At 64.0% G+C, this 23,978-nt stretch carries 28 protein-coding genes and 1 pseudogene; 21 read left to right on the top strand and 8 right to left on the bottom strand.

All coding sequences use genetic code 11. The features are described 5' to 3' along the window. Window positions 1-136 precede the first annotated feature (136 nt). Window positions 137-748: a TetR/AcrR family transcriptional regulator gene (locus JJT62_RS01960; protein ID WP_202070997.1), complete on the bottom strand. Its 612-nt coding sequence runs from the start codon at window positions 746-748 to the stop codon at window positions 137-139. 236 nt (window positions 749-984) lie between these two features. Continuing rightward, a complete protein-coding gene (locus JJT62_RS01955) occupies window positions 985-1,731 on the bottom strand; it encodes a YebC/PmpR family DNA-binding transcriptional regulator (RefSeq protein ID WP_202070996.1) in 747 nt (248 codons plus the stop codon). A 95-nt stretch (window positions 1,732-1,826) separates the two neighbouring features. Between JJT62_RS01955 and JJT62_RS01950 the strand changes: the two genes are divergently transcribed. The 10 genes from JJT62_RS01950 to JJT62_RS01905 all read left to right on the top strand — a co-directional run bounded on the left by JJT62_RS01950 (window position 1,827) and on the right by JJT62_RS01905 (window position 10,853). Then, a complete protein-coding gene (locus JJT62_RS01950; protein WP_202070995.1) occupies window positions 1,827-2,780 on the top strand; it encodes an LOG family protein in 954 nt (317 codons plus the stop codon). A gap of 107 nt (window positions 2,781-2,887) precedes the next feature. Further along, a complete protein-coding gene (locus JJT62_RS01945) occupies window positions 2,888-3,247 on the top strand; it encodes a YidB family protein (RefSeq protein WP_202070994.1) in 360 nt (119 codons plus the stop codon). 150 nt (window positions 3,248-3,397) lie between these two features. Then, entirely contained in the window at window positions 3,398-4,378 is a 981-nt protein-coding gene (gmd, locus tag JJT62_RS01940; RefSeq protein ID WP_202070993.1) for a GDP-mannose 4,6-dehydratase, read from the top strand. After that, on the top strand, window positions 4,375-5,388 hold the full coding sequence (locus JJT62_RS01935; protein ID WP_246744650.1) for an NAD(P)-dependent oxidoreductase: 1,014 nt from the start codon (window positions 4,375-4,377) through the stop codon (window positions 5,386-5,388). The genes gmd and JJT62_RS01935 overlap by 4 nt, the downstream gene beginning before the upstream one ends. Further along, window positions 5,385-6,839, top strand: a complete 1,455-nt coding sequence (locus tag JJT62_RS01930) for a glycosyltransferase family 1 protein (RefSeq protein WP_202070992.1) — start codon at window positions 5,385-5,387, stop codon at window positions 6,837-6,839. Before JJT62_RS01935 ends, JJT62_RS01930 begins: the two co-directional genes overlap by 4 nt. A gap of 121 nt (window positions 6,840-6,960) precedes the next feature. Next, window positions 6,961-7,491 (top strand): hypothetical protein, encoded by a 531-nt coding sequence (locus JJT62_RS01925; RefSeq protein WP_202070991.1) that lies wholly within the window; start codon window positions 6,961-6,963, stop codon window positions 7,489-7,491. Window positions 7,492-7,673: 182 nt separating this feature from the next. After that, window positions 7,674-8,528, top strand: a complete 855-nt coding sequence (locus JJT62_RS01920) for an outer membrane beta-barrel protein (protein ID WP_202070990.1) — start codon at window positions 7,674-7,676, stop codon at window positions 8,526-8,528. A gap of 91 nt (window positions 8,529-8,619) precedes the next feature. Next, a complete protein-coding gene (locus tag JJT62_RS01915; protein ID WP_202070989.1) occupies window positions 8,620-9,618 on the top strand; it encodes an adenosine kinase in 999 nt (332 codons plus the stop codon). 28 nt (window positions 9,619-9,646) lie between these two features. After that, window positions 9,647-10,090 (top strand): FKBP-type peptidyl-prolyl cis-trans isomerase, encoded by a 444-nt coding sequence (locus JJT62_RS01910; protein WP_202070988.1) that lies wholly within the window; start codon window positions 9,647-9,649, stop codon window positions 10,088-10,090. A 289-nt stretch (window positions 10,091-10,379) separates the two neighbouring features. After that, complete coding sequence (locus JJT62_RS01905) at window positions 10,380-10,853, top strand: ankyrin repeat domain-containing protein (protein WP_202070987.1); 474 nt, start codon at window positions 10,380-10,382, stop codon at window positions 10,851-10,853. A 7-nt stretch (window positions 10,854-10,860) separates the two neighbouring features. Here JJT62_RS01905 and JJT62_RS01900 read toward each other — a convergent pair whose 3' ends face one another. Beyond that, a complete protein-coding gene (locus JJT62_RS01900; protein ID WP_202070986.1) occupies window positions 10,861-11,133 on the bottom strand; it encodes a hypothetical protein in 273 nt (90 codons plus the stop codon). 196 nt (window positions 11,134-11,329) lie between these two features. Here JJT62_RS01900 and JJT62_RS01895 point away from each other — a divergent pair, with 196 nt between their 5' ends. The 4 genes and pseudogenes from JJT62_RS01895 to JJT62_RS01885 all read left to right on the top strand — a co-directional run bounded on the left by JJT62_RS01895 (window position 11,330) and on the right by JJT62_RS01885 (window position 15,012). Beyond that, the gene (locus tag JJT62_RS01895; RefSeq protein WP_202070985.1) at window positions 11,330-11,743 is read left to right on the top strand and encodes a hypothetical protein; all 414 of its coding nucleotides are present in this window, start codon (window positions 11,330-11,332) and stop codon (window positions 11,741-11,743) included. Between the two features lie 177 nt (window positions 11,744-11,920). Next, window positions 11,921-12,469, top strand: a pseudogene (locus tag JJT62_RS19465) (TonB-dependent receptor plug domain-containing protein); the annotation flags it as partial. Between the two features lie 297 nt (window positions 12,470-12,766). Beyond that, entirely contained in the window at window positions 12,767-14,314 is a 1,548-nt protein-coding gene (locus tag JJT62_RS19460; RefSeq protein WP_370568477.1) for a TonB-dependent receptor domain-containing protein, read from the top strand. 338 nt (window positions 14,315-14,652) lie between these two features. Beyond that, entirely contained in the window at window positions 14,653-15,012 is a 360-nt protein-coding gene (locus JJT62_RS01885; RefSeq protein WP_202070984.1) for a DUF983 domain-containing protein, read from the top strand. On the opposite strand, the gene JJT62_RS01880 is transcribed toward JJT62_RS01885, so the two are convergent. Beyond that, a complete protein-coding gene (locus JJT62_RS01880; RefSeq protein ID WP_202070983.1) occupies window positions 15,009-16,574 on the bottom strand; it encodes a radical SAM protein in 1,566 nt (521 codons plus the stop codon). The two genes, JJT62_RS01885 and JJT62_RS01880, sit on opposite strands and share 4 nt — an antisense overlap. A 126-nt stretch (window positions 16,575-16,700) precedes the next feature. Next, entirely contained in the window at window positions 16,701-17,183 is a 483-nt protein-coding gene (locus JJT62_RS01875; protein ID WP_246744649.1) for an RT0821/Lpp0805 family surface protein, read from the bottom strand. A gap of 65 nt (window positions 17,184-17,248) precedes the next feature. Here JJT62_RS01875 and pdxH point away from each other — a divergent pair, with 65 nt between their 5' ends. From pdxH to JJT62_RS01850, 5 genes are all read left to right on the top strand, one after another. Next, window positions 17,249-17,863, top strand: a complete 615-nt coding sequence (gene pdxH, locus JJT62_RS01870) for a pyridoxamine 5'-phosphate oxidase (protein WP_202070982.1) — start codon at window positions 17,249-17,251, stop codon at window positions 17,861-17,863. Further along, window positions 17,860-18,402, top strand: coding sequence for a TIGR02301 family protein (locus JJT62_RS01865; RefSeq protein ID WP_202070981.1), 543 nt, complete (start codon window positions 17,860-17,862; stop codon window positions 18,400-18,402). Before pdxH ends, JJT62_RS01865 begins: the two co-directional genes overlap by 4 nt. A gap of 61 nt (window positions 18,403-18,463) precedes the next feature. Beyond that, window positions 18,464-18,736 carry a hypothetical protein gene (locus JJT62_RS01860; protein WP_370568466.1) on the top strand — a complete coding sequence of 91 codons (273 nt, stop codon included), beginning with the start codon at window positions 18,464-18,466 and terminating at the stop codon, window positions 18,734-18,736. Window positions 18,737-18,877: 141 nt separating this feature from the next. Next, window positions 18,878-19,975 carry a histidine phosphatase family protein gene (locus tag JJT62_RS01855; protein WP_202070979.1) on the top strand — a complete coding sequence of 366 codons (1,098 nt, stop codon included), beginning with the start codon at window positions 18,878-18,880 and terminating at the stop codon, window positions 19,973-19,975. A gap of 44 nt (window positions 19,976-20,019) precedes the next feature. Next, window positions 20,020-21,324 carry an Nramp family divalent metal transporter gene (locus JJT62_RS01850; RefSeq protein WP_202070978.1) on the top strand — a complete coding sequence of 435 codons (1,305 nt, stop codon included), beginning with the start codon at window positions 20,020-20,022 and terminating at the stop codon, window positions 21,322-21,324. 6 nt (window positions 21,325-21,330) lie between these two features. Here the strand turns inward: JJT62_RS01850 and JJT62_RS19455 are convergent, their stop codons facing one another. Continuing rightward, window positions 21,331-21,672, bottom strand: coding sequence for a ClpX C4-type zinc finger protein (locus JJT62_RS19455; protein WP_202070977.1), 342 nt, complete (start codon window positions 21,670-21,672; stop codon window positions 21,331-21,333). A gap of 133 nt (window positions 21,673-21,805) precedes the next feature. Here JJT62_RS19455 and JJT62_RS01840 point away from each other — a divergent pair, with 133 nt between their 5' ends. Together JJT62_RS01840 and JJT62_RS01835 are read left to right on the top strand one after the other, a co-directional pair. Further along, window positions 21,806-22,096 carry a hypothetical protein gene (locus JJT62_RS01840; RefSeq protein ID WP_202070976.1) on the top strand — a complete coding sequence of 97 codons (291 nt, stop codon included), beginning with the start codon at window positions 21,806-21,808 and terminating at the stop codon, window positions 22,094-22,096. A 115-nt stretch (window positions 22,097-22,211) separates the two neighbouring features. Next, window positions 22,212-23,171 carry a DnaJ C-terminal domain-containing protein gene (locus JJT62_RS01835; protein WP_202070975.1) on the top strand — a complete coding sequence of 320 codons (960 nt, stop codon included), beginning with the start codon at window positions 22,212-22,214 and terminating at the stop codon, window positions 23,169-23,171. Here JJT62_RS01835 and JJT62_RS01830 read toward each other — a convergent pair. Next, entirely contained in the window at window positions 23,168-23,662 is a 495-nt protein-coding gene (locus JJT62_RS01830) for a GNAT family N-acetyltransferase (protein ID WP_202071504.1), read from the bottom strand. The genes JJT62_RS01835 and JJT62_RS01830 overlap by 4 nt on opposite strands. After that, complete coding sequence (locus JJT62_RS01825) at window positions 23,659-23,940, bottom strand: DUF1778 domain-containing protein (RefSeq protein WP_202070974.1); 282 nt, start codon at window positions 23,938-23,940, stop codon at window positions 23,659-23,661. The genes JJT62_RS01830 and JJT62_RS01825 overlap by 4 nt, the downstream gene beginning before the upstream one ends. Window positions 23,941-23,978 lie beyond the last annotated feature (38 nt).

Genomic DNA, 23,978 nt, shown 5'->3' with positions numbered 1-23,978 from the left:
CCGACGAAGCAATCTAGGGCCGCATCGCCGCCCTGGATTGCTTCGCTTCGCTCGCAATGACGGGCGCTGGGCAAAACTAGCGCTCTTGCGGCTCTGGATTCAAATGGCAATCCGAGCTGTTCAAACGGAAACGGGATCACCCCTTGGCCTTCGCGACCGCCGCCGCCATCACCCCCTGCACCGCGCCTTCGAGGACAGTGGCGGGGTCGGCCGTTTTCGCCGGATCGAAATGGCCGGAGATGGTCAGCATGGCGACGCCATGCGCCGCGGCCCAGATTTGCAGCGCCACATGACGCGCGCCCTGCGCCGAAGCGCCGGCCTGCTGCAGCCAGGCCACGGCGGCGCGCCACAGGATTTCGAGCGCATGGTCGGCCGCGCCGCCCGCCTGGGGATCTGCAAGCGTCGCCGCCTGGCCGAACATGGCGGCGTAGAGGCCCGGCTCCTCGCGGGCGAATTTGAGATAGGCCGCGCACATAGCGCGCATGGCCGATTGGGCGTCCGGCCGGCCCTCGTCCCAGGCCGCTTCTATCCGCGCGCCGAAGGTCTCGAAACCCTGGCGGGCGAGCTCGGCGAGCAACGCGTCGCGGCCGGAAAAATGCCGGTAGGGGGCGGCGGGGGTGACGCCTGCGCGGCGGGCGGCTTCCGTCAAAGTGAGGGCGGAAGGCCCGCCCTCGGCCAATATCTCGATCGCCGCATCCACCAGCGCCTGCTTGAGGGAACCGTGATGGTAGCGGCGTTTCACATGCATCGTGTCGGGCTCGCTTTCGGAGCGCGTTTCTCTCCCGGGCAACCGGGCAAAAGCCGGGCGTGAGCTTATCCCTCCCCTTTACGGGGAGGGTGGCGCGCGAAGCGCGACGGGTGGGGTAAGCCCCCAGCCGCTGCCGTCGCTGCATGGGCCCCACCCGGCGGCCTTTGGCCGCCGACCTCCCCGTAAAGGGGAGGTATGGGGATCAACGACGTTGGACCGCTATTCTACCAACAGTCTCAGCCTGCGAGCTTGGCCATCAGCGCGTCTGAAATCTCGAAATTGGCGTAGACGTTCTGCACGTCGTCATTGTCTTCGAGCGTGCCGACGAGCTTCAGGATCTTCTCGCCCACTTCATCGTCGACCTTGATCGTGTTCTGCGGCCGCCAGACCAACGCCGCCTTCTTCGGCTCGCCGAATTTGTCCTCCAGCGCCTTGGCGACGTCGCGCAAGCTTTCGACCGAGGTGACAATCTCGTGGGTTTCGTCGGTCGAGGAGACGTCGTCGGCGCCAGCCTCGATCGCGGCCTCCATCATGGCGTCCTCGGACGCGACCTTCTTGGCGAATTCGATCAGGCCGACACGGTCGAACATGAAGGACACGGCGCCGGTTTCGGCCAGCGCCCCGCCCGCCTTGGTGAAATAGGAGCGCACCTCGCCCGCCGTGCGGTTGCGATTATCGGTCAGCGCCTCGATGATGACGGCGACGCCGCCGGGGGCGTAGCCCTCGTAGCGCACCTCGTCGTAGTTCTCCGAATCGGCGCCCGAGGCCTTTTTGATCGCGCGGTCGATATTGTCCTTGGGCATATTCTCGGCCCTGGCCGCCAGAACCGCGGCGCGCAGCCGGGCGTTCATGTTGGGGTCGGGGAGCCCCATCTTGGCGGCGACGGTGATTTCGCGGGCGAGCTTGGAGAAGAGCTTGGAGCGGATCGCGTCCTGCTTGCCCTTCTTGTGCATAATATTCTTGAACTGACTATGCCCGGCCATCGTCCTTCGCCCTTGCGTCCAGCTTTCTTCGCCTCTAGCGGCGTCCGGGCCGTCTATACCTCCCAGCGCAACGGAAATAAAGAAAGGCGCGCGGCATGAGCGGGATCGACCACTCCGACGGCGAAGAGCCCGCCCCGCCCGATCCCTTCCGACGCCGCGAGCCGCTCCCGGAAGAGCGGCCCAAACCTCTCGATGACGACCCCGAAGCAGCGCAGCGGCTGGCGGCCCTGCTCGCGAGCCCAGCTTATCGAGAGGCCGACTCCGACGTTGATTTTCTCGCGACCGGCGATGCGCGCGGCCCAAGACTCGGGCTCGATTATCTGAAGGCCGAGCTGCTGCTGCAGCGTCATGGCGTCACAGACACGATCGTGGTCTGGGGCTCGACACGCATTGTCGAGCCCGGGGCGGCGCGGCAACGGCTCGAGCAGGCCGAGGCGGAAGCGGCGGCGCGGCCGGAGGACCCGGAAGCCGCCCGTCGCGCCAGGACCGCCCAGCGAATCGCTGAGAAGGCGCGTTTTTACGACATCGCGCGGGCGTTCGGCGGGATCGTGGGCGCGGCCGGCAACCTTCCCGGCGAACGGCGCCTCGCCATCGTCACGGGCGGCGGGCCGGGAATCATGGAGGCGGCCAATCGCGGCGCATTCGACGCCGGGGCCGAGACCGTCGGGCTCAATATCGCCCTGCCGCGCGAGCAATATCCCAACCCCTACATCACGCCGGAGCTTTGCTTCCGCTTCCATTATTTCGCGATGCGCAAGCTGCATTTCGTTTTGCGCGCCCGGGCGCTCGTCGCCTTCCCGGGCGGTTATGGGACGCTCGACGAAGTCTTCGAGACCCTCACCCTGTCGCAGACCCGCGTCTTGAAGCCGCTGCCGATCGTTCTCGTCGGCGAGGCCTATTGGCGGCGTGTGTTCGATCCGGATTTCCTGGTCGAGGAAGGGGTTATCGCCCCTGAGGATCGCGCTTTGTTCTGGTATGCGGAGACCGCGCAGGAGATTTGGGACGGAATTTTGCGCTGGTGGGAAAAGGCCGGCGAACCACTGATTTAGCCGCGTGAAGCCCGGGGCGCGGCGTTCCGCGTCATTGTATCGCCGCAGGTCGGTCCCTATCTGACGGGCGGCGCGGCGCACGCCGCCCGAGTTAAGGAGATGGATAGATGAGCTGGCTCAAAGCAATTGTCGGCGGCGCCATCGGCGCGGAAGCGCTCAGCCTCATTAAGGATTATGTCGAGAAGCAGGGCGGCCTCGACGCCGTGGTCAAGCAGTTCCAGGAGGGCGGCTTCAAGCGCCAAGTCGATTCCTGGGTTTCCACCGGCAAGAACGAGGCGATCAACGCCATCGAGGTCGGTCAGGCCATCGGCATCGAGAACGTGAAGAAATTGGCGGCGAGCGCCGGCCTCGACATCAACAAGGCGCGCGACCTTCTCGCGCAATATCTCCCCGTGGCGATCGATCAGGCGACGCCGGAGGGCAAGCTGCCCGCGCCCGGGACAGACGAAGCCAAAAAGGCGGATTGATTTAGCCGTCAGGGCTCCCGAAACTTCGCCGCCGGCCCGCGTCGGCGGCTTTTCCTTTCTCGGCCCCGAAAACGCGCTTTCTGCCGCGACTTGCCTCGCCGGGCGCGATTCAGTAAGCCCTTCGGCCGAGCCATTGGACAGGGAAGATTGATGACCACGCGCGCGCTTGTGACAGGCATTACGGGGCAGGACGGGGCCTATCTCTCGCAGTTTCTGCTCGGAAAGGGTTACGAGGTGCATGGCGTCGTCCGCCGCTCCTCGCATCGCGGCGTCGAGGACCACCGCCTGCGCTGGCTCGGGATCAGCGGCAAAGTGCATCTGCACGACGCCGATCTCATCGATCTCTCCAGCCTCCTGCGCACGGTCGAGGAGGTCAAGCCCGACGAGATCTATAATCTCGCCGCGCAATCCTATGTCGCCTCCTCCTGGCGCCAGCCGCTGCTCACCGCCAATGTCACCGCCGTCGGCGTAACCAATGTGCTCGAGGCCATGCGCCTCGGCGCGCCGAACGCGCGCTTCTATCAGGCTTCCTCCTCCGAGATGTACGGGCTCATCCAGGAGCCCATGCAGAGCGAGAAGACGCCCTTCTATCCGCGCTCGCCTTACGCCGTCGCCAAGCTCTACGGCCATTGGATCACGGTCAATTATCGCGAGAGCTTCGGGCTGCACGCCTCTTCCGGCATTCTGTTCAACCACGAGAGCCCGCTGCGGGGCGTCGAATTCGTCACCCGCAAGGTCACGCGGGGCGTCGCTCAGATCAAGCTCGGCCAGGCGAGCGAGTTGCGGCTCGGCAACATCGACGCCAAGCGCGACTGGGGCCACGCCAAGGATTATGTGCGGGCGATGTGGCTGATGCTGCAGCAAGACAAGCCCGACGACTATGTCGTAGCGACGGGCGTCACCACCACTGTGCGCGACATGTGCAAGATCGCCTTCGATCATGCCGGGCTCGACATGGGCAAGCATCTGGTCATCGACCCTGCCTTCTACCGACCGGCCGAAGTCGACGTGCTGCTCGGCGATTCGAGCAAGGCGCGAAAGGCGCTGGGCTGGCAGCCCGAGATCAACCTCGATCAGATGATTCGCGAAATGGTCGACGCCGACCTGGAGCGCCTGCGGCGCGAAGCTTGAGCCAAACACGAAAGAGCGCGGCGATGGCGGCGGCCTATGAGCGGATTTTAGTGACGGGCGGCGCCGGTTTCGTCGGCGCCCATCTCACCAACGCCCTGGTGGAAGCCTATCCCAGCGCCACCCGTATGCTGCTTCTGCGCCCGGGCGAGGCGGGCGCGAACGCCGCCTTCGAGTCCACGACGGCTGATCTCCTCGACGAGGCCGCGATCGATCGGCTCGTGGCGGAGCTGCGTCCCGATCTCATTGTCCATCTCGCGGGGCAGGCGTCCATCGGTCTCGCCGCGAGGGCGGCCGAGCACACCTGGCGCGTGAATTTCCACGGCTCATTCAGCCTCGCCGCGGCGATTGCGCAACATGCGCCGCGGGCCGTCACGCTCTTTTCATCCACGGCGGCTGTTTATGGCGCGAGCTTCCGCGACGGGGTACTCAATGAAGACGCACCACTGCGGCCGCTAGATATTTACAGCCGCTCCAAGGCGGCGGCCGAAGGCGCGCTCGCAGATATTCTCGGTCAGGAAGGACGGCTCATCGTCGTGCGCCCGGTCAATCATTCCGGCCCCGGCCAGAGGAATCACAACTTCGTCCTGTCCTCTTTCGCGTCACAGATCGCGTCGATCGAGGCGGGAAAGTCGGAGCCGCGCATCAAGGTCGGCGATCTCTCGAAGGAGCGGGACTTCCTCGATGTGCGCGACGTGGTCGACGCTTATATGCGGCTGATCGCCCGCGCGCACGACCTGCCCGAGCGCATCTCGACCTTCAATATCGGCTCGGGCGAGGCGCGCACGATCGCATCTCTTCTGGATGAACTGCGCGTCATGGTGCGACGCCCATTCGACGTCGAGGTTGACCCGAATTTGCTGCGCCCCTCCTCGACGGATATCGCCACGATCGCCTGCGACGCCTCCAAGCTGCGCGCCGCGACGGGGTGGGCCCCGCGCTACACGGCGAATGACATGCTGGGCGCGCTGCTCGCGGAATGGCGCGCGAAATTTGCTGGCGGCGAGGTATGAGCGAGGAGGCCTCGAAGGACAAAGAGCGCATCCGCCTCCTGGAATTTCAGCTCGATTACCTCCGCGCGGAACTTCTACACCTCACCCATGAACGCTATCGGCTGACCTATTCGGCCTCCGGCCACATCTATCGCTTTTTGCGGCCGGTCGAGCAACGGCTCGCCGACGCCGGCGCGGCGATCGCCGCCTATTTCCGGCCACAGGCCGAGAAAGCGCCTGCGCAGGCCGAGACGTCGCTTCCCATAACGGCCTCGACGCCGAGCTTGCCGGCAAGGCGGCTCCTCATCGACGTGACCGGCACGGTCAAGCGTGACGCAGGCACCGGCATACAGCGCGTGGTCAAGGAAGTCGCGCGCGCCTGCCATTCCTGCGCACGCTTCGACATCCCGGCTTTCGCCGTGCGCTGCGAGAACGGCAAGCTCTATACGGCCAACGCCTTTACCGCCGCCCTCGGCGGCGCGGAGACGGGCGACGACGTCGAAGTCGCCATCGCGCCCGGTGATCGATTTTTGATGCTCTCCGACAGTTGGAACGCTTTCGAGGAGCTGACCCGGACCACAGGCGGGACCACAGGCGCGCCTGAACGCGCGCGGTCCGTTTTCGGGCGCATCCGCGCGAACGGCGGCGAGATCGTCACCTGCATTTTCGACCTCATCCCCGAGCTTTACCCACACGCCTGTCACGAGGTGACGGTGCCGCGCTATCGCGCCTGGTTGCGCAAGGCGCTTCTCGAAAGCGACGCCTTTCTCGCCATCTCCCGCACGGTCGCCGAGGAACTCGCGGACTATATCGCTGCAGAGGGCCTACCCCATCGGCCGGGCCTGAAGATCGGCTGGTTCCAATGCGGCGCCGATCTCGCTGCGCCGCCGACGGCCACGCCGCGGGAGAAGATCGCCGCCGCCATCTCTGGAGACGCGCCCGCTTTCCTGATGGTCGGCACGATCGAGCCGCGCAAGGGGCACCGGATCGCGCTGCAGGCTTTCGACGCCCTGTGGCGCTCGGGCGTCGATCTGCGATTGATTGTCGTCGGCCGGCGCGGCTGGTTCGAGGAGGCGATCGCCGCCGGCATGGAAAGTCATCCGGAGTTCGGCCGACGTCTCTTCTGGTTCAGCGACGTCGATGACGGCGAGCTCTCCTACCTTTACCGCCACGCCCGGGCGCTGCTCCTGCCCTCCTATGCCGAAGGGTTCGGTTTGCCGATCGTCGAAGCGGCCCAGCACGGCCGCCCCGCCATCTGCAGCGACATCCCCGTATTTCGGGAGGTCGGAGGCGACGGCGCGATCTATTTCAGGGTCAACGACCCCGACGCGCTTGCCGAGGCGATGCGCGCCTTCCTGGCGGGCCGGGTCCCCGCCGATCCAGCAAGGACGCTCAACGTCTCCTGGGCGGATGCAGCGCGGCGCATCGTCGCGGTCGTCGCGCGCGAGGATTGGCTGACGCGCCTGCCCTGACCGCGCCCTTGGTTTCGGTAGGCGCAAAAGCATGTTAGAGAGGCGACAATGGGCCGCGCGCAACGACAAAGCGCGGCTTTTTCGCGCCGCTCGGCGCCGCCGACCAAGGGGACCAACGCTCATGGCGTTCAATATTCCGTTCATCAACGATCCGACGCCGAGGACGGTCCTCAAAATGCTCAATCTCGAGGCGTCGCAGCTCTCGCTCCCTGACTCGGAGCAACTGATGAAGGGCGCGCTTGCCGCCTATGTCGTGCTGCAGATCGGCGCGCAATATTTCTCCCATTCGCTGCCGGTGAGCATTTTCTACGGCCTCTCCACCGCGGCCGTGCTTTACGGCGCGACGCTGCTCCTGCTCCGCTACCTCAAGCAGGAGGACAGATTCATCAAGACCGTGAGCGCCTTGGCGATCCTGGGCGCCGTCGGGGCGGGCGCCTATATCGTCATGCATTTCATTGTCGGCGTCGCGCTGCCGCCGCCGCTGCCGACCGAACGCCTGACACGTTTTCTGCTTTTCCCGATCATCATCTGGCTCGTCTTCATTTACGCCTTCCTGTTCCGGCATGTGGCGCTGCGACCGATCCCGGCCTTTGTGACGGCCTCCGTCTATGTGCTGATCATCGAGATCGTTCTGTCGTCCGTGAAATTCTAAAGAACGACCGAACAGAAGAGAGCCTCAGGCGCCCGCGCTCAGTCGCGGACGCCTTTTTTGTTTATAAAGAAGACGGAAACCATGCTGGCGGATTAAGCCGCCATTAAGCATGATCGATCATTCTTCCTTCATTCCCGAGCGTGGCCGTCGCGCCCGTTCGGTCTCGACCAAGGAAGATAGCAATGGTTCGCCCGTTTTTGCGCGCCCGCGCGACGATCGCCACCGCGCTGCTGGGCGCGCTTATCGCGCCAGCGACGCAGGCCGCGGACTTTCCAGCCATTCAACCGCAGCAATTCGTCGAGGAAGGCCCTGTGGAATGGGGCTCGAACTGGTATTTGCGGGGCGATCTGGGCATCGCTCGCACCACGCCGACCGAGCTCAACGGCGTCACCTTGTCGAACAGTTTCCCCAACAATTGGACCATTGGTCTCGGCGGCGGCTACAAATTCAATGATTTTCTGCGCGCCGACGTGACGGTCGACTACGAGAGCCTCTATCAGAAGAGCGGCGTGCGCAACGATATCGGGCTACCTTGCACGATCGGGCTCTATCAGCCCAATCCCCTCGGCGATCCCGGGCTGGTTAATCCCATCTACTCGGCCTGTTTTCCCTGGGTCAGAAACAGAACCGAGTCGATGCTCACCCTGGCCAACGCCTATATCGACTTGGGCAATTGGTGGGGTTTCACGCCTTACGTCGGCGCCGGCGTCGGCCTCAACGTGCTTTACCAGAGAGTATCGTCCAACTGGTATATGTATAATGGCGTCCCTTATGCGGGCGTGACCTACACAGACCCCCGCACCAACGCCACTTACATGGCCAATTGGGACACGAAATACCAGGACACCTATGTTCGCTTCGCCTATGCCTTCATGGGCGGATTTTCCTACGACATCGACAACCATTGGAAGATCGACGTCGGCTACCGTTACGCGAATATGGGCAAAATCACCGGCGTCGACCGCTACAACAACGTGGTTTCCACTAATTTGATCAGCCAGCAAGTCCGCATGGGCTTCCGCTATGTGATCGACTAGCTAGGCGCGCCGGTCGCACGATGTTAAACAGGCGCCGGCCGCCCGTAAGGGTCGGCCGGTTTTACTTTTGGCGCCCCACCCGGATCGCTCTATGACCACTCTCGATGTTCTCGGCATTGGCAACGCCATCGTCGACACTCTTTCCCGCGCAGACGACGACGTGCTGGTCGGCGCCGGGCTGATAAAGGGCTCCATGGCGCTCGTCGATGAACAGCGCGCCGACGCGCTCTACGAGCTGATGGGACCGACGACGGTCATATCCGGCGGCTCAGCCGCCAACACCATGGCGGGCCTCGCTAGCCTCGGCGCCAAGGCCGGCTTCGTCGGCAAGGTGAAGGACGACGCGGCGGGCCGTGAATTCACCCATGACATTCGCAAGGCCGGCGTCGTCTTCGACACGCCGCACGCGATCGACGGCGCCGCGACGGCGCGCTGCCTGATCTTCGTGACGCCCGACGGCCAGCGCACGATGAACACCTTTCTGGGGGCCTGCCAGGCGCTGCAGCCGGAGGATATCGACGAAACCGCCGTCGCGGGCGCGAAAATCCTCTATATGGAAGGCTATCTTTGGGATCCGCCGGGCGCCAAGCAGGCGTTTCTGCGCGCCGCGAAAGTCTCCCGCGCCCATGGCCGCAAGGTGGCGCTGAGCCTCTCCGATTCCTTCTGCGTCGATCGCTATCGCGCCGAATTCCTCTCGCTGATTCGCGACCGCGTCGTCGATATTCTCTTCGCCAATGAAAGCGAATTGCACGCGCTTTACGAAACGGCGGATTTCGACGCGGCGCTCGCGGCGCTACGCGCCGAAAAGGGCCTGCTCGGCGTCGTCACCCGCTCGGAAAAGGGCTGCGTCGTCACGAGCGAGGGCAAAGTGATCGCCGCGCCCGCCTTTTCGGTCGAGGAAGTCGTCGACACGACCGGCGCCGGCGACCTCTTTGCGGCGGGCTTTCTCGCCGGCTACGCCAGGGACCTGCCGCATGAGCGCAGCGCCGCGCTCGGCGCAATGGCCGCCGCCGAGATTATCTCGCATGTCGGCGCGCGCCCCCAGAAGAACCTGCTGCAGCTCGCGCGCGACAGCGGCATCATGGCGTAAAGCCGCTACAATCATCCCGGAGGAAAAAATGCGCTTTTTCTCGAAGACTCTTTCGGTCGCGATCCTCGCCGCAGCGGCGGGACTGGCCGTCGCGCCGACTGCTGTCCGCGCCGAGCCCGAGACCACGCTCACGGCGAGCGGGCTGAAATATATCGACACGAAGCCGGGCACGGGCGCTTCCCCGAAGATCGGTCAGAACGTCACCGTTCACTACACCGGCTGGCTTTATGTGAACGGCGCCAAGGGCAAGAAATTCGACAGCTCGCGCGATCGGGGAGAGCCCTTCGATTTTCCGCTCGGCATGGGCCAGGTCATCAAGGGCTGGGACGAGGGCGTCGAGACCATGAAGGTCGGCGGCAAGCGCACGCTGATCATCCCACCGGAGCTCGGCTATGGCGCGCGCGCCATGGGCAACGCCATTCCGGCCAATTCCTGGCTGATTTTCGACGTCGAACTGCTCGGCGTGAAGTAAGCGTTCCTACTATTTCCGTTTGAACAGCTCGCATGGGGCATTGTCATTCCCGGCGGGCTGAAAGCCCGACCGGGAATCCAGAGCCGCAAGAGCGCTGGGTTTACTCAGAGCCCGTCATTGCGAGCGAAGCGAAGCAATGACGGGCTCTGGATTGCTTCGTCGGCTCCGCCTCCTCGCAATGACGGCGGTGATTCCCCGTGTGTCCAATCGGCGCGCGCGTCGGGGATGGCGCCGTTGGCCCCAACTTCGCATACGTGTCGTTCGGTCCCTATTTTCGTGAGCCGAACGGATGAGCGCCACCCTCGATCTCAGCGACGCGCTGCAAACATTCCTTGCGGAACATGGATTTCGGCGCGACGCCGTCAATGTCTTCAACAAGGACAAAGCGACGCCGCTGATGCTCGCGGTCCGGCTCGCGCCGCCGGCTCTGGTGCGCGAGCTGCTTGCCGCCGGCGCCGACATCCACGCCGAGAACGCTGACGGCAATCAGGCCCTGTGGCTCGCCTGCGTCGGCGAGAATGCAGAAAACATCGGTCTTCTCATCGAAGCCGGAGCCGACATTCAGCACGTCAACTGCACGGGCGCGACGCCGCTGATGTTCTCCGCCTCGTCGGGCCGAGCCAGGGCCGTGGCGCAGCTCCTGGCGGCGGGCGCCGATCCAGCGTTCGAGACGAGTCTCGGGTTGACGGCGCTCGACATGGCCTCGACAGCCGAGTGCCTGACGCTGATGCGCGATTCGGTTCGGCGCCGGAAAAAGCCCTAGATCAGCCTCACGGGCAACGGGTCTTCACGGTCACGCCGTCGCGATAGAGGAAATATTCGACGCAGGAACGGTCGTTGACCAGAACCGGCCGCTTGCCGATCTCCGCCGCCTTGAGAAAATCGAGCGGCGTCGTGCGCCCCTTGCCGTCCCAATCCATCTCCGCCCAGCCGTAGCCTGCCTGCCAGGCCGAGAACACCCTCGCGGACAGGAAGAAGACCGGGATGACGAGGATCGCCAAAATGCTCGTAACAATCAGGCGCTTGCCGAAGGGAGATGACATGGCGCGCTTTCTCCTGCGCCGCGGAAGACGGCGCTCCTCTTATGATAGCGCTACTGCTGAAACGGCTACAATCCAGATGGCCCAGGCTTCGCGCTCGTGCATAAGAATGTTGCAGACGCGCAACGGCGGTGGCTTATTTGGTTACGCTTTCGTTTAGCGAATTGACAGTCTGGCGGCGGGCCGTAGACAGTAAATTATGCGGCATTTTTACGACCAGATGATGGACTGCCTGCGCGCCTATCGCGCGCACGCGATCATTTGTCTGGCCATGCTGCAAGTGATCGCCTTTCTCTTATCGCCTTTCGGCGCAAGCCACGTCCAGAGCGATGCGCCGGGCGTTTCGCTGGCCGCGACGCAAGTGATTTGCGCGAACGACACAGACGGCGGCGATCGAACGCATTCCGACCATCAGCACGAATGCGTCCTTTGCTCGACCAGCAGCCGCGACCACTGGAGCGCCGCGATCGCTTTATTCGCGGTTGTCGCCGTTGTGCTCTCCCCGGGCGACGACGAGTTGGCGCGCCCGATAACTACGCAGGACTCTGCCTCGCGACCGTCGCTTCGATCGCGAATGACGCTGACGCGCGGGCCCCCGGCTTACTTCTCCTGATATTTCGCGCGAAACGCCCGCGTATATAAGCGCGGCCATTCTATCCCGTCCCCTCCACGTCGCAGACGAAGGCGCAGCGCATATGTGCGCTGACGGCGATTGTCACACGAGCATTTCAGCGCGCCTCGAGACCTGACCTAACCTGAAGGAATTTGATCCGTGATTAGCAAAATCCCTATGATGCGCGGCGTCTCCGTCGGCGCTCTCATCCTCGTTCTGGGCTCGTCGAGCGTATCGGCTCAGCAGAACTTGCCCCGCATCGACGTCGGGAACCGCCAGCGCGCAGTGGGCGGCCCCGCGCCTCGACAATCGGCGCCACACGCCAGTTCCGCGCAGGCTCCGGACGGCGCGCCGATCACCGCCCCTGGCTTCGAGCCCTCGCGCGCCAAATTGCCGATCTATCGCGATCCGCCGGGTCAGACCTTCACGTCGCTCAAGCACAACTTCCTGGAAACGACGCCCATGAGCACGGTGCAGGAATTCCTGCGCTACAGCCCCGGCGTGACATTCCAGGAAACGGGCGCGCCCACCTATGATTTCGTCATCAATATTCGCGGTTCGGGAAACCGCTTGAACCAACATACCCGAAACATACAAATGTATGAGGACGGCTTCCCGATCATGACGGCCGACGGCTTCGGCCGCACCGACATGCTCGATCCGCATTCCTTCAGCGGGGTCGACGTCTATCGCGGGCCCTCCTCGGCGCTCTTCGGCAACTACGCCTATGGCGGCGCGGTCAATTTCCGCTCCTTTTCGGGCGCTGAAATCGACGGGGTGGAATACGGTTCGGAATTCGGCAGCTTCGGCTATTTCAATAATTACCTTCGCGGCGGGAAGAAGGTTTCCGGTCCGGCGTTCGGCGAGGCGGACCTCTCGGTCTTCGCCTCGGACACGCGCAACGATGGTTATATCGCGCATACGGCGGGCGACCGCCAAAACGCCACCGTCCTTCTCAAGCTGACGCCGACGCCCACCGATCGCCTCATTCTGAAACTGATCTATAATAATACTTTTTCTCAGATGCAGGTTCGACAGTCTCTCAACCAGTATTACTACAACCCATATGTAAAGAACTATGGCTGCGCGATCCCGACGGCCGGGAATGTGCCCTTCTGCAATAACTTGAACACCTACGCCAACGGCATTTACGGCGCGACGATCAGACAAAGCTCCAGTCAACTGGGCTACCATCACAATATTCAGCGCGAGATCGCCGGGCTGCGCTGGGAGCATGATTTCGACGACGCCACGACATGGCGCAGCCAATTCACCTATGATTATCTCGAGAACAGATCCGCCACCTGGATGCCGGTCAAAATTATCGGCGGCACTGGCGGGCCGGTTTATATGAACGGCCCCACTGTCGGCATTTCGGCGAGCACCGACATCACCCGCCGCGCCGCTTTGTTCGGCTTTCCGACGACGAGCTATCTCGGCTTCTTCTACGATAATCTGAAGCTCACCAATCCGACCTACGCCTGGGTTCCCAACGTCTGGAGCTACGGAATGCCGGGAGGTCCGACGAGCAAAATGGACTCCTACCATTCCAACATCAGCTTGCGGGCGCGCGAGGAGATCGCTTTGCGTCCCGATCTGACGGCGGTGATCGGCTTCAGCACCAACTGGAACCGCGTCTGGGGCGTCAACAGCGTCTATAATTACTCCGCGAGGGGCGCGGTGCTGACGCCGACTCAGGTCGGCATCGACAACGACTATTGGAATACGGCGCCGGAAGCGTCCTTGACCTGGCGCTACAACCCCGAGTGGCAACTCCGCGCGCGCTACGCGGCTGGTTATGGCACGCCCAATTTCAGCTATCTGACAGCGACGGTCAATGGCGTCGGCAATAATGGCACGATGAAAGCGCAGACCAATATGGGCGTCGATCTCGGCGTCGACTGGACGCCGACCCGCGACCTGACCGTCGGCGTCACCGCGTTCCATGAGTGGTTTCGCAACGAGATCATGCAGCTAACAGCGCCCTCGCTGGTTTTCTATTGGGTCAATATTCCGCAGTCCGTGCACCGCGGAGTCGAGGTCAGCGCCGACTGGCGGCCCTTCGACGGCGCGCAGCTCCTTCTGGCCTACACCTACAACAACCAGCAATTCACAAACTTCATGGATCCGCTGTCGGCCACGGTCTATTACAACCGCAGCGGGAAAGCCATTCCGAACGTCGCGCCACATTCGCTCACGGCGCGCGCTGGCTATGACATTCCCTACGGCCAGTTCGCCGGGCTCGGAGGCTATGTCGAATATATCTACAAGAGCGACTATGCGCTCGATAATGCGAATCTGGCGTGGGCGCCCGGCTACGGCCTCGTCAACCTCAATCTGCATTATTCGAGAGACATCGCCCAAAGCTGGTTGAAGCGCTTCGACATCTTCTTCGATGTCAAGAATGTCACCGACCGCACTTATGTCGCCGGCGCCGCCGTGATGACCGATGGGCTGATCGGCAGGACAGGCATACAGCAGGACGCGGCCCTGTTGTCGACGAATACAGGCGCATCCGTAATCGCCGGCCAGCCGCGCGCTTTCATCGGCGGCGTCAAGTTCAAGTTCTGAGCGACATCTGAGCCGCCGCCGCAGGCGGCGGCTCGAAGGGGAGGAAGTCCCGTCTCGACGGGTTTTCCTCCCGCCTCAGGACCGCGAGCCTTCCGGCTCGCATCGCTGAGCGAGCCTGAAGGCTCGCGGTCCAAAGGCGTAGCCGCCGGAGCGGCTCGCATCGCGCCGCGCGCCCCCTGGAACGTCCTTACCAACCCATGAACCGCGGCGTCTCCGGCGCCGCGCCAATCGGGGACTTGCGGGACGAGAGGCGCACAAAGCAGGCACGAATCATAATCCTTGATTCGCGCGTCGCGCTCGTGAAGAAAGGCTTAATGCCCGAAAATCGAGGAGACCGCATGAGCGACGCGGCGACGACGACGAAAATCCTTTTGCGAGGCGCGCGGATGAAATGCCCGAGCTGTGGCGAGGGCCATATCTTCAAAGGCTATCTGACGCGCGAAGATAGCTGCCCGCATTGCCACGAGAGCTTCGAGGGCCTCGACGCCGACGACGGGCCGGCCTGGTTCACCATCGGCATCGTCGCCCATATTGTGGTGCCGCTGCTCATCTTCCTGGAGCGCGGGGAACTCATGCCCTATTGGCAGGAGGCGGGAATTCTCGCCATTGTGACGATCGTCTCGGCGCTCATCTTCCTGCCCATCTCGAAGGGCATTTTCGTTGCGGGTCTGTGGCTGATCAACCGCAAGCCGGCTTAAACCGCCGCCGCCTCCCGCGCGGCGGGCAGGGGCGCCGGCGCCGTCGAGAGCTGCGGCTCCCAATAGTCGCCCCGCTCGAACATGTGCCGCGCCTGCGCATATTGGAACAGAATGCGCGCCACGATGGTCATTGTCTCGGGCTTGCGGACCGCAGCGCCCCAGACTTTGTTCCACATACGCCCTTCCGCCTGCCCATATTTGACGATGCGCTGCATCGCCGCCTGCATCGCCTGCTTCTCGATAGTGCGTAGCGTATTCGCGTCCATCGGCCTCGGCGCCGGGCCGTTGCGATGACGCCCAAAGGTCTCGATGAGGCGCAGCATGCGTTCCTGGAAGGCGGCGGGCGCGTAAAGGGCGTTGCAGAGATTCTGCATGCCGAAATGCAGCTCCTCCATGCTCATCGTGCGACACTGGATATTGGAGCTCCAGGGCACGGCCTGGGTCTCGACGCCGCCAGTGAGAAGCCGCCCCTCTCTGGCGATGCGGTCATAGAGCGGCGTGGCCTCCGACGCCATCAGCGCGCCCAGACTAAAAACCGGGATCGGCGTCGCCATGGCGAAATCATATTGCTGCGCGAAGACGTTCGGCCCGTCGTGGTCGAAGCCGACGATCATGCCGCCCATCACCGAGATTCCGCGGTCGACGAGCTTCTGCACTTCCTCGACGAGGCTGATCTTGAGATTTTGGCGCTTGCCGGTCTCGCGCAGGCTCTCGACATTCGGGGTCTCGATGCCGACGAAAACCTGGGTCAGGCCGGCGGCGACGCACATGTCGATGAGCTCGTCGTCGCGTGTGGCGTCGATCGAGATTTGCGTGACGAACTCCATCGGCCGGTCGCGCCGCCAATCGGCGATGGCCGCGAGCAGCTCCTTGCAATGGGACCGATAGGCGGTGAAATTGTCGTCGGCCAAAAACGCCGTGCGATAGCCATGCGCCCAGAGCGCGTCGAGCTCGGCGATGACATTGGCGATTGGCTTATGGCGTTGCTTGCGCCCCAGATATTGGATGACGTCGCAGAATTCGCATTCGAAGGGGCAGCCGCGCGAGGTCTGCACCGCGCCGAGCATGGCGCGGTCGTTGCGGTAAAGATCCCAGCGCGGCAGAGGCGACAGAGCAAGCGACGGCTTGTCGCCAAAATAGCCGTCCTTCGGCTTGCCGGCGCGCAGATCGGCGAAAATGTCCCCTGCGATCGCCTCCGCCTCGCCGCAGACCAGGACGTCGCAATGGTCGCGCAAACGGGCGGGGCTCAAGCTGGCGTAGGGTCCGCCGATGACGACCGGCTTGCCGCGGCGGCGGAATTCATCGGCGATGGCGACCATGCGGCCGCGTTGGCTCACCTTGCCGGTGATGAGAATCCAATCCGCCGGATGGTCGAAATCGACCGGTGAAATCGATTCGTCGCAAAGTGAGATGTTGAAATCGGCGGGCGCCAGCGCGGCGATGGTGGCGCTCGAAAGGTCCGCCATCATCACGCCGCCCGGCGCGCCGGAGGCTGCAAGAACTTCTCCGCCGAAATAAGTTGGAAAATCGCCTGCCGGATTGATCAGATAAATCGAAGTCATAGCCAAGCCCGAGCAAATAAAGACTTGGCAATTATTTCACTGGCCGCGAGTCGTCGCAAGCTTGACCATCGCGACCGGGCGCTGGACTCAAGCAGATTTGCTTTCGGAAAAGAACAGGCGGGCGGCCTATCCTTTCTTGAAAGGCTTGATCTCGGTCAACGTCCATTCCGCCGTCTTTTCCCGACAGGCGACGCCTTGCAGCTTTTCGACATTGTCGCTCGCCGCAACTTCGGCCAAAAAAGAGCGGCAGATTTTGCCGTCGAGCGGATAGGCTTGGCCGACCGGCGTGAAAGATCCCTTGGCGCCCGATTGCGGGTTATCCCAATGAACGCTCGCGCCGCTGCCCTGCGGATCGAGCGCCGTGCCGAGCGCGGCATTGGCGCGGCGCGCGTCCTCGCTGTCCAGATGGCGGGAAAGCTTGGGCGGCGGCTTGGCGATGGAGCCCGTGACATCCTCGGGCGCGCCCTGCCACATGGACGAAGAAGACGAGTCGCCCATGGGAATGGCGATCGAGCAGCCGGAAAGCGCGCCGGCGGCGATCAAGGCGACAAGGACGCCTGGGAGCGGGAATTGAGCAAAGCCTTCAGCAGCGATATGTCTCTTACACAAGAACAGCAAAGCGCCACCTTACAAACGCCCCCGCCCCCCGAGGGCCCTCTGGAAAGGATTTTCGCTTGAACGCGTTAACGTCGGGTGACTTCGTCGACGCCGAGGAGCCTTTCGCCTTGTTTGGCAAATGGTTCCAGGATGCGAAAGCCAAAGAGCTCAACGATCCCGAGGCGATGGCGATCGCCACCGCCGGCGCCGACGGCATGCCGGACGCGCGCATGGTGCTGATGAAGGAATGGAGTCCCGAGGGCTTCGTCTTCTACACCAACGCGGAAAGCGACAAAGGCCGGCAGCTCGCCGAGAATCCGAAGGCGGCGGCGCTCTTCCACTGGAAATCCCTGCGCCGGCAGGTGCGGCTGCGCGGGCCTGTCGAACAAGTGAGCGAGGCCGAATCGGACGCCTATTACCAGAGCCGCGCGCGCGATTCGCGTATCGGGGCCTGGGCCAGCCAGCAGTCGCGGCCGCTCGAAAGCCGCTTCGCGCTGGAGAAATCCGTCGCGACCTACGCCGCAAAATATGCGATCGGCGACATACCGCGTCCGCCTTATTGGCGCGGCTTCCGCATCGCGCCCATCGCCATGGAGTTCTGGCAAGACAAACCCTTCCGCCTGCACGACCGGGTGCGGTTCGTCCGCGACGCGCCGGGCCAGGACTGGCGCAAGGATAGGCTCTATCCATGAGGCGCGCCGCTCGCGCGGCCGCGATGGCGGGGGCGTGTCTTTTGAGCTTCGACGCTGGCGCGCAGGGGCTTTTCGATTTCTTCGGCCCCGCCCGGCCGATGCGCGCGGCCCCACGCCCCGCCCGCGACATTCCGCACGCCGAGAAAAAGCGCGACGCCAAGCCGAAGAAGCGCGAGGCCGCCAAAGGCCAGCCGGAAGCAACGAAGCCGGCGCCCCAAGGCGCCGAGGCCCCGCCCCCGCCTTACGAGGGGCAGCTTATGCGCCTGTCCGAAATCATCGGCGCCCTCGCTTTCTTGCGCGACCTCTGCGGAGAGAAAGACGGGGAGGAATGGCGGGACAAGATGTCGGCGCTGCTCGACGCCGATGCGCCGAGCGGGCCCCGCCGGGAAAAATATGTCTCGGCCTTCAACCGCGGTTTTCGTGGCTATGAGCTGACCTATCGCGTCTGCACGCCGAACGCCAAGGCCGCCACCAGCCGCTATCTCGATGAAGCCGGGAGGATTTCCCGGGATCTCACCTATAGATTCGGCAATCCGTAGGGATTCTTTTCAATCACGAATTAACCTTTTGGAAAGAGGCGTGTCGCGCGGCGCGGCCAGCTTGTCTAATGTAGCCCTCATGACGCAGACGCCCTTCGCATCTCTCGACGACACCTGCGGTGAGCAACACCAGGCGGCGCTCGCTTATGTTACGGAAGCCTTCGCCGAGGCCATTTTGGCGGGGATCGAAAGCGACTCTTTCGCTCAGGCCGCGCTCATGGCCTCGCTGCGCGAGCTCGTCGCGACCTATGGCGAAGAGGCGGTCGTGAAGCTCGCCGAGGCCCTGCCGGGCAGGATTCGCGCCGGCGAATTCACTTACGCGGCGCGCCACTGAACGCGCCTCATTCCCCCCTTTCTGTAAAAGCGGACTGACTTTTGCGCCGGAATGGGGCAAAACAGCCCGGCGTATTCGGCGCGGCGGGCGATTTTTGCGCAAGGCCCGCGCGCCTATCGGCTCGGCCGCCCCAGACCAGCGATGACCCGCACGATTATCTGTCTCGCCCGCCACGGCGAGACAAATTGGAACATTGAAAGACGCTTTCAGGGGCAGTTCGATATTGCGCTCAACGCCCGCGGCCGCGCCCAGGCCCAGGCTCTCGCCCGCGAATTGGCGAACGCCCATTTCGACCGCGTCTATTCGAGTGATTTGCGCCGCGCCATGAACACCGCCGCCCCCATCGCCGAGGCGCGAGGTCTCACCGTGCTGGCGACCCAGCGGCTGCGTGAGAAGGACGACGGCGTCTGGCAGGGCCACACCCATGCCGAAGTGCAGGCCAAATACGCCGAGGATTACCAGCACTACCTGACCCGCGACCCCGATTTCGCCGCCGCCGAAGGCGAGACGCTCAATGAATTCTCGCGCCGCGTGCGCTCCGTGCTGGCCGACATCGCCCGCGAAAGCGCCGGGCTCACGGTTCTCGTCGTGGCCCACGCCGGCGTGCTCGACATCGCCTGGCGCCTGGCGACGGGCAAGAGCCTCTCGGAGAAGCGCGAGCATCCCGTGCTCAACGCCACGCCCAATTGGATCGCCTTCGAGGACGGGAAGTGGTCGCTCGTCGATTGGGCGCGTGCCGAAGGGCGGCCCGAGATCGCCGCGCCTTGGGACGGGCTCGTCCTGCCGCGGCGCGAAGCCGCCCGCGCATTGATTTTGAACCCCAAGGGCGAAGCGCTGCTCATGCAATATGCCGGCGGGCTCTCGCCGCATTTTCTGGCGCTCGGCCATCATCATTTCTGGGCGACGCCCGGCGGCGCGCTGAAGGAAGGCGAGACCTTCGAAACCGCGCTGCGCCGCGAGCTGCGCGAAGAAACCGGGCTGATCCTGCCGGGCGACCCGGGGCCGGTTGTCGCGACTCGCGACTTCCCGATCGAGATCGGCGAAGACTGGCAGCAGGCGATCGAGCGATATTTCCTCGTCAGGACGGAAGGCTTCGAGCCGCGACCGCAATTGCTGACGCCGGAAGAAAAGATTCACACGCTCGGCTGGCGCTGGTGGTCCGCCGACGCCATCGCGGCGTCGGACGAGCTGATCTTCCCGGAAGCCCTCGCGGCGCTAATTCGTAAATTGAACGCCTGAACGTCGCGCTCCTTCAGCGGGCCCGGCCAGGCTGGAGGAGACGCGTGACGCCGACCGCCCCCGCGAGAGTCAGCGCCGAGCTGCGCCGTTCGATCGCGGTTCCCGAAGGCGGCGCGCTGCTGAGACGACTCTTCGTCTTTCTCGGGCCGGGCTATCTCGTCGCCACCGGCTATATGGACCCCGGCAATTGGGCGACCGCTTTGGCGGCGGGCTCAAAATTCGGCGCGGCCCTCCTCTTTGTCGCCGTTCTCTCCAGCCTCATGGCGATCGTGCTGCAGTCGCTTTCCGCGCGGCTCGGGGTCGGCGCCGGACTCGATCTCGCGGAAGCCTGCCGGGCGCATATGCCCTTTCCGGTCGCGATCGGACTCTGGCTCCTGGCGGAAGCCGGGATTTTCGCGACCGATCTTGCCGAGGTGATCGGAACGGCGATCGGTCTTCAGCTTCTCTTCGGCCTGCCGCTGGCGATCGGAATCCTTGTGACGGCGCTCGACGCCTTTCTCGTGCTCGCTTTCGAACGGCTGGGCTTTCGCAAGCTCGAGCTCTTTGTCGTCGCGACGCTGCTGCTCATCGGCCTGTCCTTCGCCGCGCAACTCGCTTTGGCGCGCCCGGATATGCGGGCCGTCGCGCAGGGGCTGATCCCGAGCCGCCAATTCTTCACGGACCCGGAGATGCTCTATCTCGGGCTCGGCATCCTCGGCGCGACGGTGATGCCGCATAATCTCTTTTTGCATTCCTTCGTGGTGCAGACGCGCGCGGTCGGCGTCTCGACCGAAAAGAAGCGGGAAGCGGTGCGCTTCGCCGTAATCGACAGCGCGATCGCGCTGCTTTTCGCGCTTCTCGTGAATGGCGCCATTCTGGTTCTGGCGGCCGCGGCCTTCCATGCCCACGGGCTGACGGAGGTGGCGGAGCTCGGCGAAGCGCATCGGCTCATCGCGCCTCTCCTGGGCGAACCCGTCGCCGCGACGCTTTTCGCCGTGGCGCTCATCGCCTGCGGGCTGAACTCCACCGTGACCGCCACCCTCACGGGGCAGATCGTCATGGAGGGCTTCATCCGTCTGCGCCTCAGGCCCACGACGCGGCGGCTCGTCACCCGCGCCCTCGCCATCGCGCCGGCCATCGCGGTGACCCTTTCAGCGGGCGAGTCTGCGACCGCGCGGCTCCTCGTGCTGAGCCAGGTTGTGCTGAGCCTGACGCTGCCCTTTGCGATGGTTCCGCTCATCGTCTTTACGGCGAGGCGCAAGATCATGGGCGCGCTCGTCGCTCCCCGACGCACGACCTTGCTGGCCTGTGCGATTGCGGTCCTGATCATCGGCTTGAACGCGAAGCTCGTCTGGGACGCGGTCGCCTGAGCGATTTTACGAAAAGCGCTCCCATGCCGTCTGGCGGGACACGCCTAGGTTTTTGGCGATCTCCGACCAGGTCACGTCCTGGTCTCTCAGCGTCTCTACCATCGTCTGGAGCTGCTCACGGTAACCCTCCGCCGCCGCATTGACCGGCGCGAGCAGCTCGAGAAGGCGTTCCTTGGGCCAGCTTTTCGGATCGAAAGTCCTGTCCACGCCCTCGCCTTCTCCATGCATGATCGCCTGACAGACGCCCACGCATTCGTCGCAGATGTGGATGCCGCCCGGTCCGGCGGCAAGCTTCTGGATCTGGTCCTGGGATTTTCCACAAAAAGAGCAGTAAAGCTTCTTCGCCATGACGCCCTCGTCAGGATTGACCTGACTGTCAGGTAATACCTGACGCAGCCGCCGTCAAGATATCCTCCAGTATAGGAACATGGGCGCTGGCTTGCGCGTTCGAGCCTGAAAGGAATCCAAACCGGGGCATTAAATGAAAGTCTTGAACCTGGGCTCGGCCGAAATTGAAAAAGCCCTCATCTCCCCTGCCTCCGTCTTCGACATCCCTTCCGAGGTCGTCGAGAGCAAGGCGCTCGCCAAGCTGTTGAAGATCGAAATTCTGAAACGCTGGGAGCTCGACGCCCGCGCCCTCTTGCGCGCGACGGAAGAAAATATGGGCGGCGGTGAAACGAGCCAGATCGACGCCGTCAACGACGCGCTGAGCGAGCTCGACCCGGATGGCGAAGCCTTCGCTGATTTCGCCAAGGCGCCGACGAAGCTCTAAGAAGTTTCGCCCGCGCTGGCGCTTGCGTTGGAAGCGCGCTTCTCCCAAATAGTCTGTCAGACATATGCGCTCGCGCCGATTGCGGGCGGGCGCCGCCATGGGCTGATTGGACAAAATGCGCGACCCTTACGACGTTCTCGGAGTCACCAAGTCTGCGAGCGCGGCCGACATCAAGAAGGCCTACCGCCAGCTCGCGAAAAAATACCATCCCGACCGCAACAAGGATGACGCGAAGGCCAAGGAGCGCTTCGCCGAAATCAATACGGCCTATGAAATCGTCGGCGACGAAAAGAAAAAGGCCCAATTCGATCGCGGCGAGATCGGGCCGGACGGCAAGCCGCGCGGATTCGAAGGATTCGGCGCGGGACCGGGCGGATTTACGCGCGGCTGGCGGACGGCCGGGGGCGCTCCGGGGGGCGATCAGCATTACGACTTCAACTTTGGCGCACAGCAGGGCGCCGGCGCCGGCGCTGGCGGCTTCGATCCCAGCGATCTGTTCGCCGATCTCTTCGGCGGCAGGCGACGGCAGGCGACGCCCACGCGCGGCGACGACGTGGTCGCGACCGCGACCGTGCCGCTCGAAACCATCGCCAAAGGCGGCTCGGCCCGCGTGATCCTGCCCTCTGGCCGCACGCTTGAGGTGAAAATACCGGCGGGCGTCGAGGACGGCCAGCAGATCAGACTGCGCGGCCAGGGCCAGCCGGGCCTGCGCGGCGGCGAGCCGGGCGACGCGCTGGTGACCGTGAAGCTCGCCCCGCATCCCTATTTCAAGGTGGAGGGGCGCGATCTGCGCGTCGAACTGCCCGTGGCGGTCTATGAGGCCGCGCTCGGCGCAAAGGTGCAGACGCCCACCCTCGACGGCAAGGTGGAGCTCGGCGTGCCGGCCGGCTCCAACGGCGGCCGCGTGCTGCGCCTGCGCGGCAAGGGCCTGCCCGCGACCGACGGCAAGCCGGCGGGCGACCTTTATGTCGTGCTGAAAATCATGCTGCCCGAGGAGCCCGACGCCGACTTCGACGCCAAGATGCGCGAGCTGCGTGATCGGCATGGCTACGATCCGCGCCGGAAGATGGGTTAATCCAGCGCGGCGCGTAAATCGGCGAGGGTCGCCATGAGCGTCATCGGCTCCAGCGGCGAGGGCTCGAAGCCGACTGCTTCATAGAAAGCTGCGGCCTCCGGCGACAAAGCGTGAACCAATATGCCCCGAATGCCGATGGCTTCAGCCGCCAAAAGGACGCGCAACAGCGCATCCTTCACAAGAGCGCGGCCGAGCCCCTTTTTCTGCCACGCGCGGTCGATCGCCAGCCTCCCCAGGACGGCGACGGGAACCGGATCGGGCATATTGCGGCGCAGGCGCCCTGTCGCCTCGTCGAGATCGACGGCGCCGGACGCCAGCGCGAAATAAGCGACCACTCGGTTGCCCTCGCAGACCACATAGGTGCGCGAGGCGCCGCTCGCCTGATTGGCGCGGGCGCGCCGCCTCAGCCAATCGTCCAGCGCCAAAACGCTGCAATCGAAACCGGAAATATCGTCAGCGTCCGAGATAGGACGCGGCGCGGCGAGCGTCACTCCCAAGGCGCGCGCGTTTTCATGGTCCGGCGCAGCCTTTCATTTGGATTAGGCGGGGCGTCGAGCCGCGCGACAAAATCCGCATAGGCCGCCGCATCCACGCGAAAGAGCCTCTTGTCGAGAAGCGCCTCCTCGGCGGCGTTGCGCGCGGCGTCCAGGACGAAATCGGTTCGACTCTTGGAGACGAGCTTCGCCGCCCGGTCGATCAGCGAACGATCATCCGGCTTGATGCGGAGATTGAGCGTTTCACGCTTTGCGGGTTGCGTCTTGGACGACATCCCGGTTTCATAGCACAACGTAACGCAGACGTCATTAC

The organism is Methylocystis sp. Sn-Cys, assembly GCF_016745395.1.
Lineage (GTDB): Bacteria > Pseudomonadota > Alphaproteobacteria > Rhizobiales > Beijerinckiaceae > Methylocystis > Methylocystis iwaonis.
Note: the sequence above shows the minus strand (reverse complement) of the source record. Positions and strands in the feature narration are given on the sequence as shown.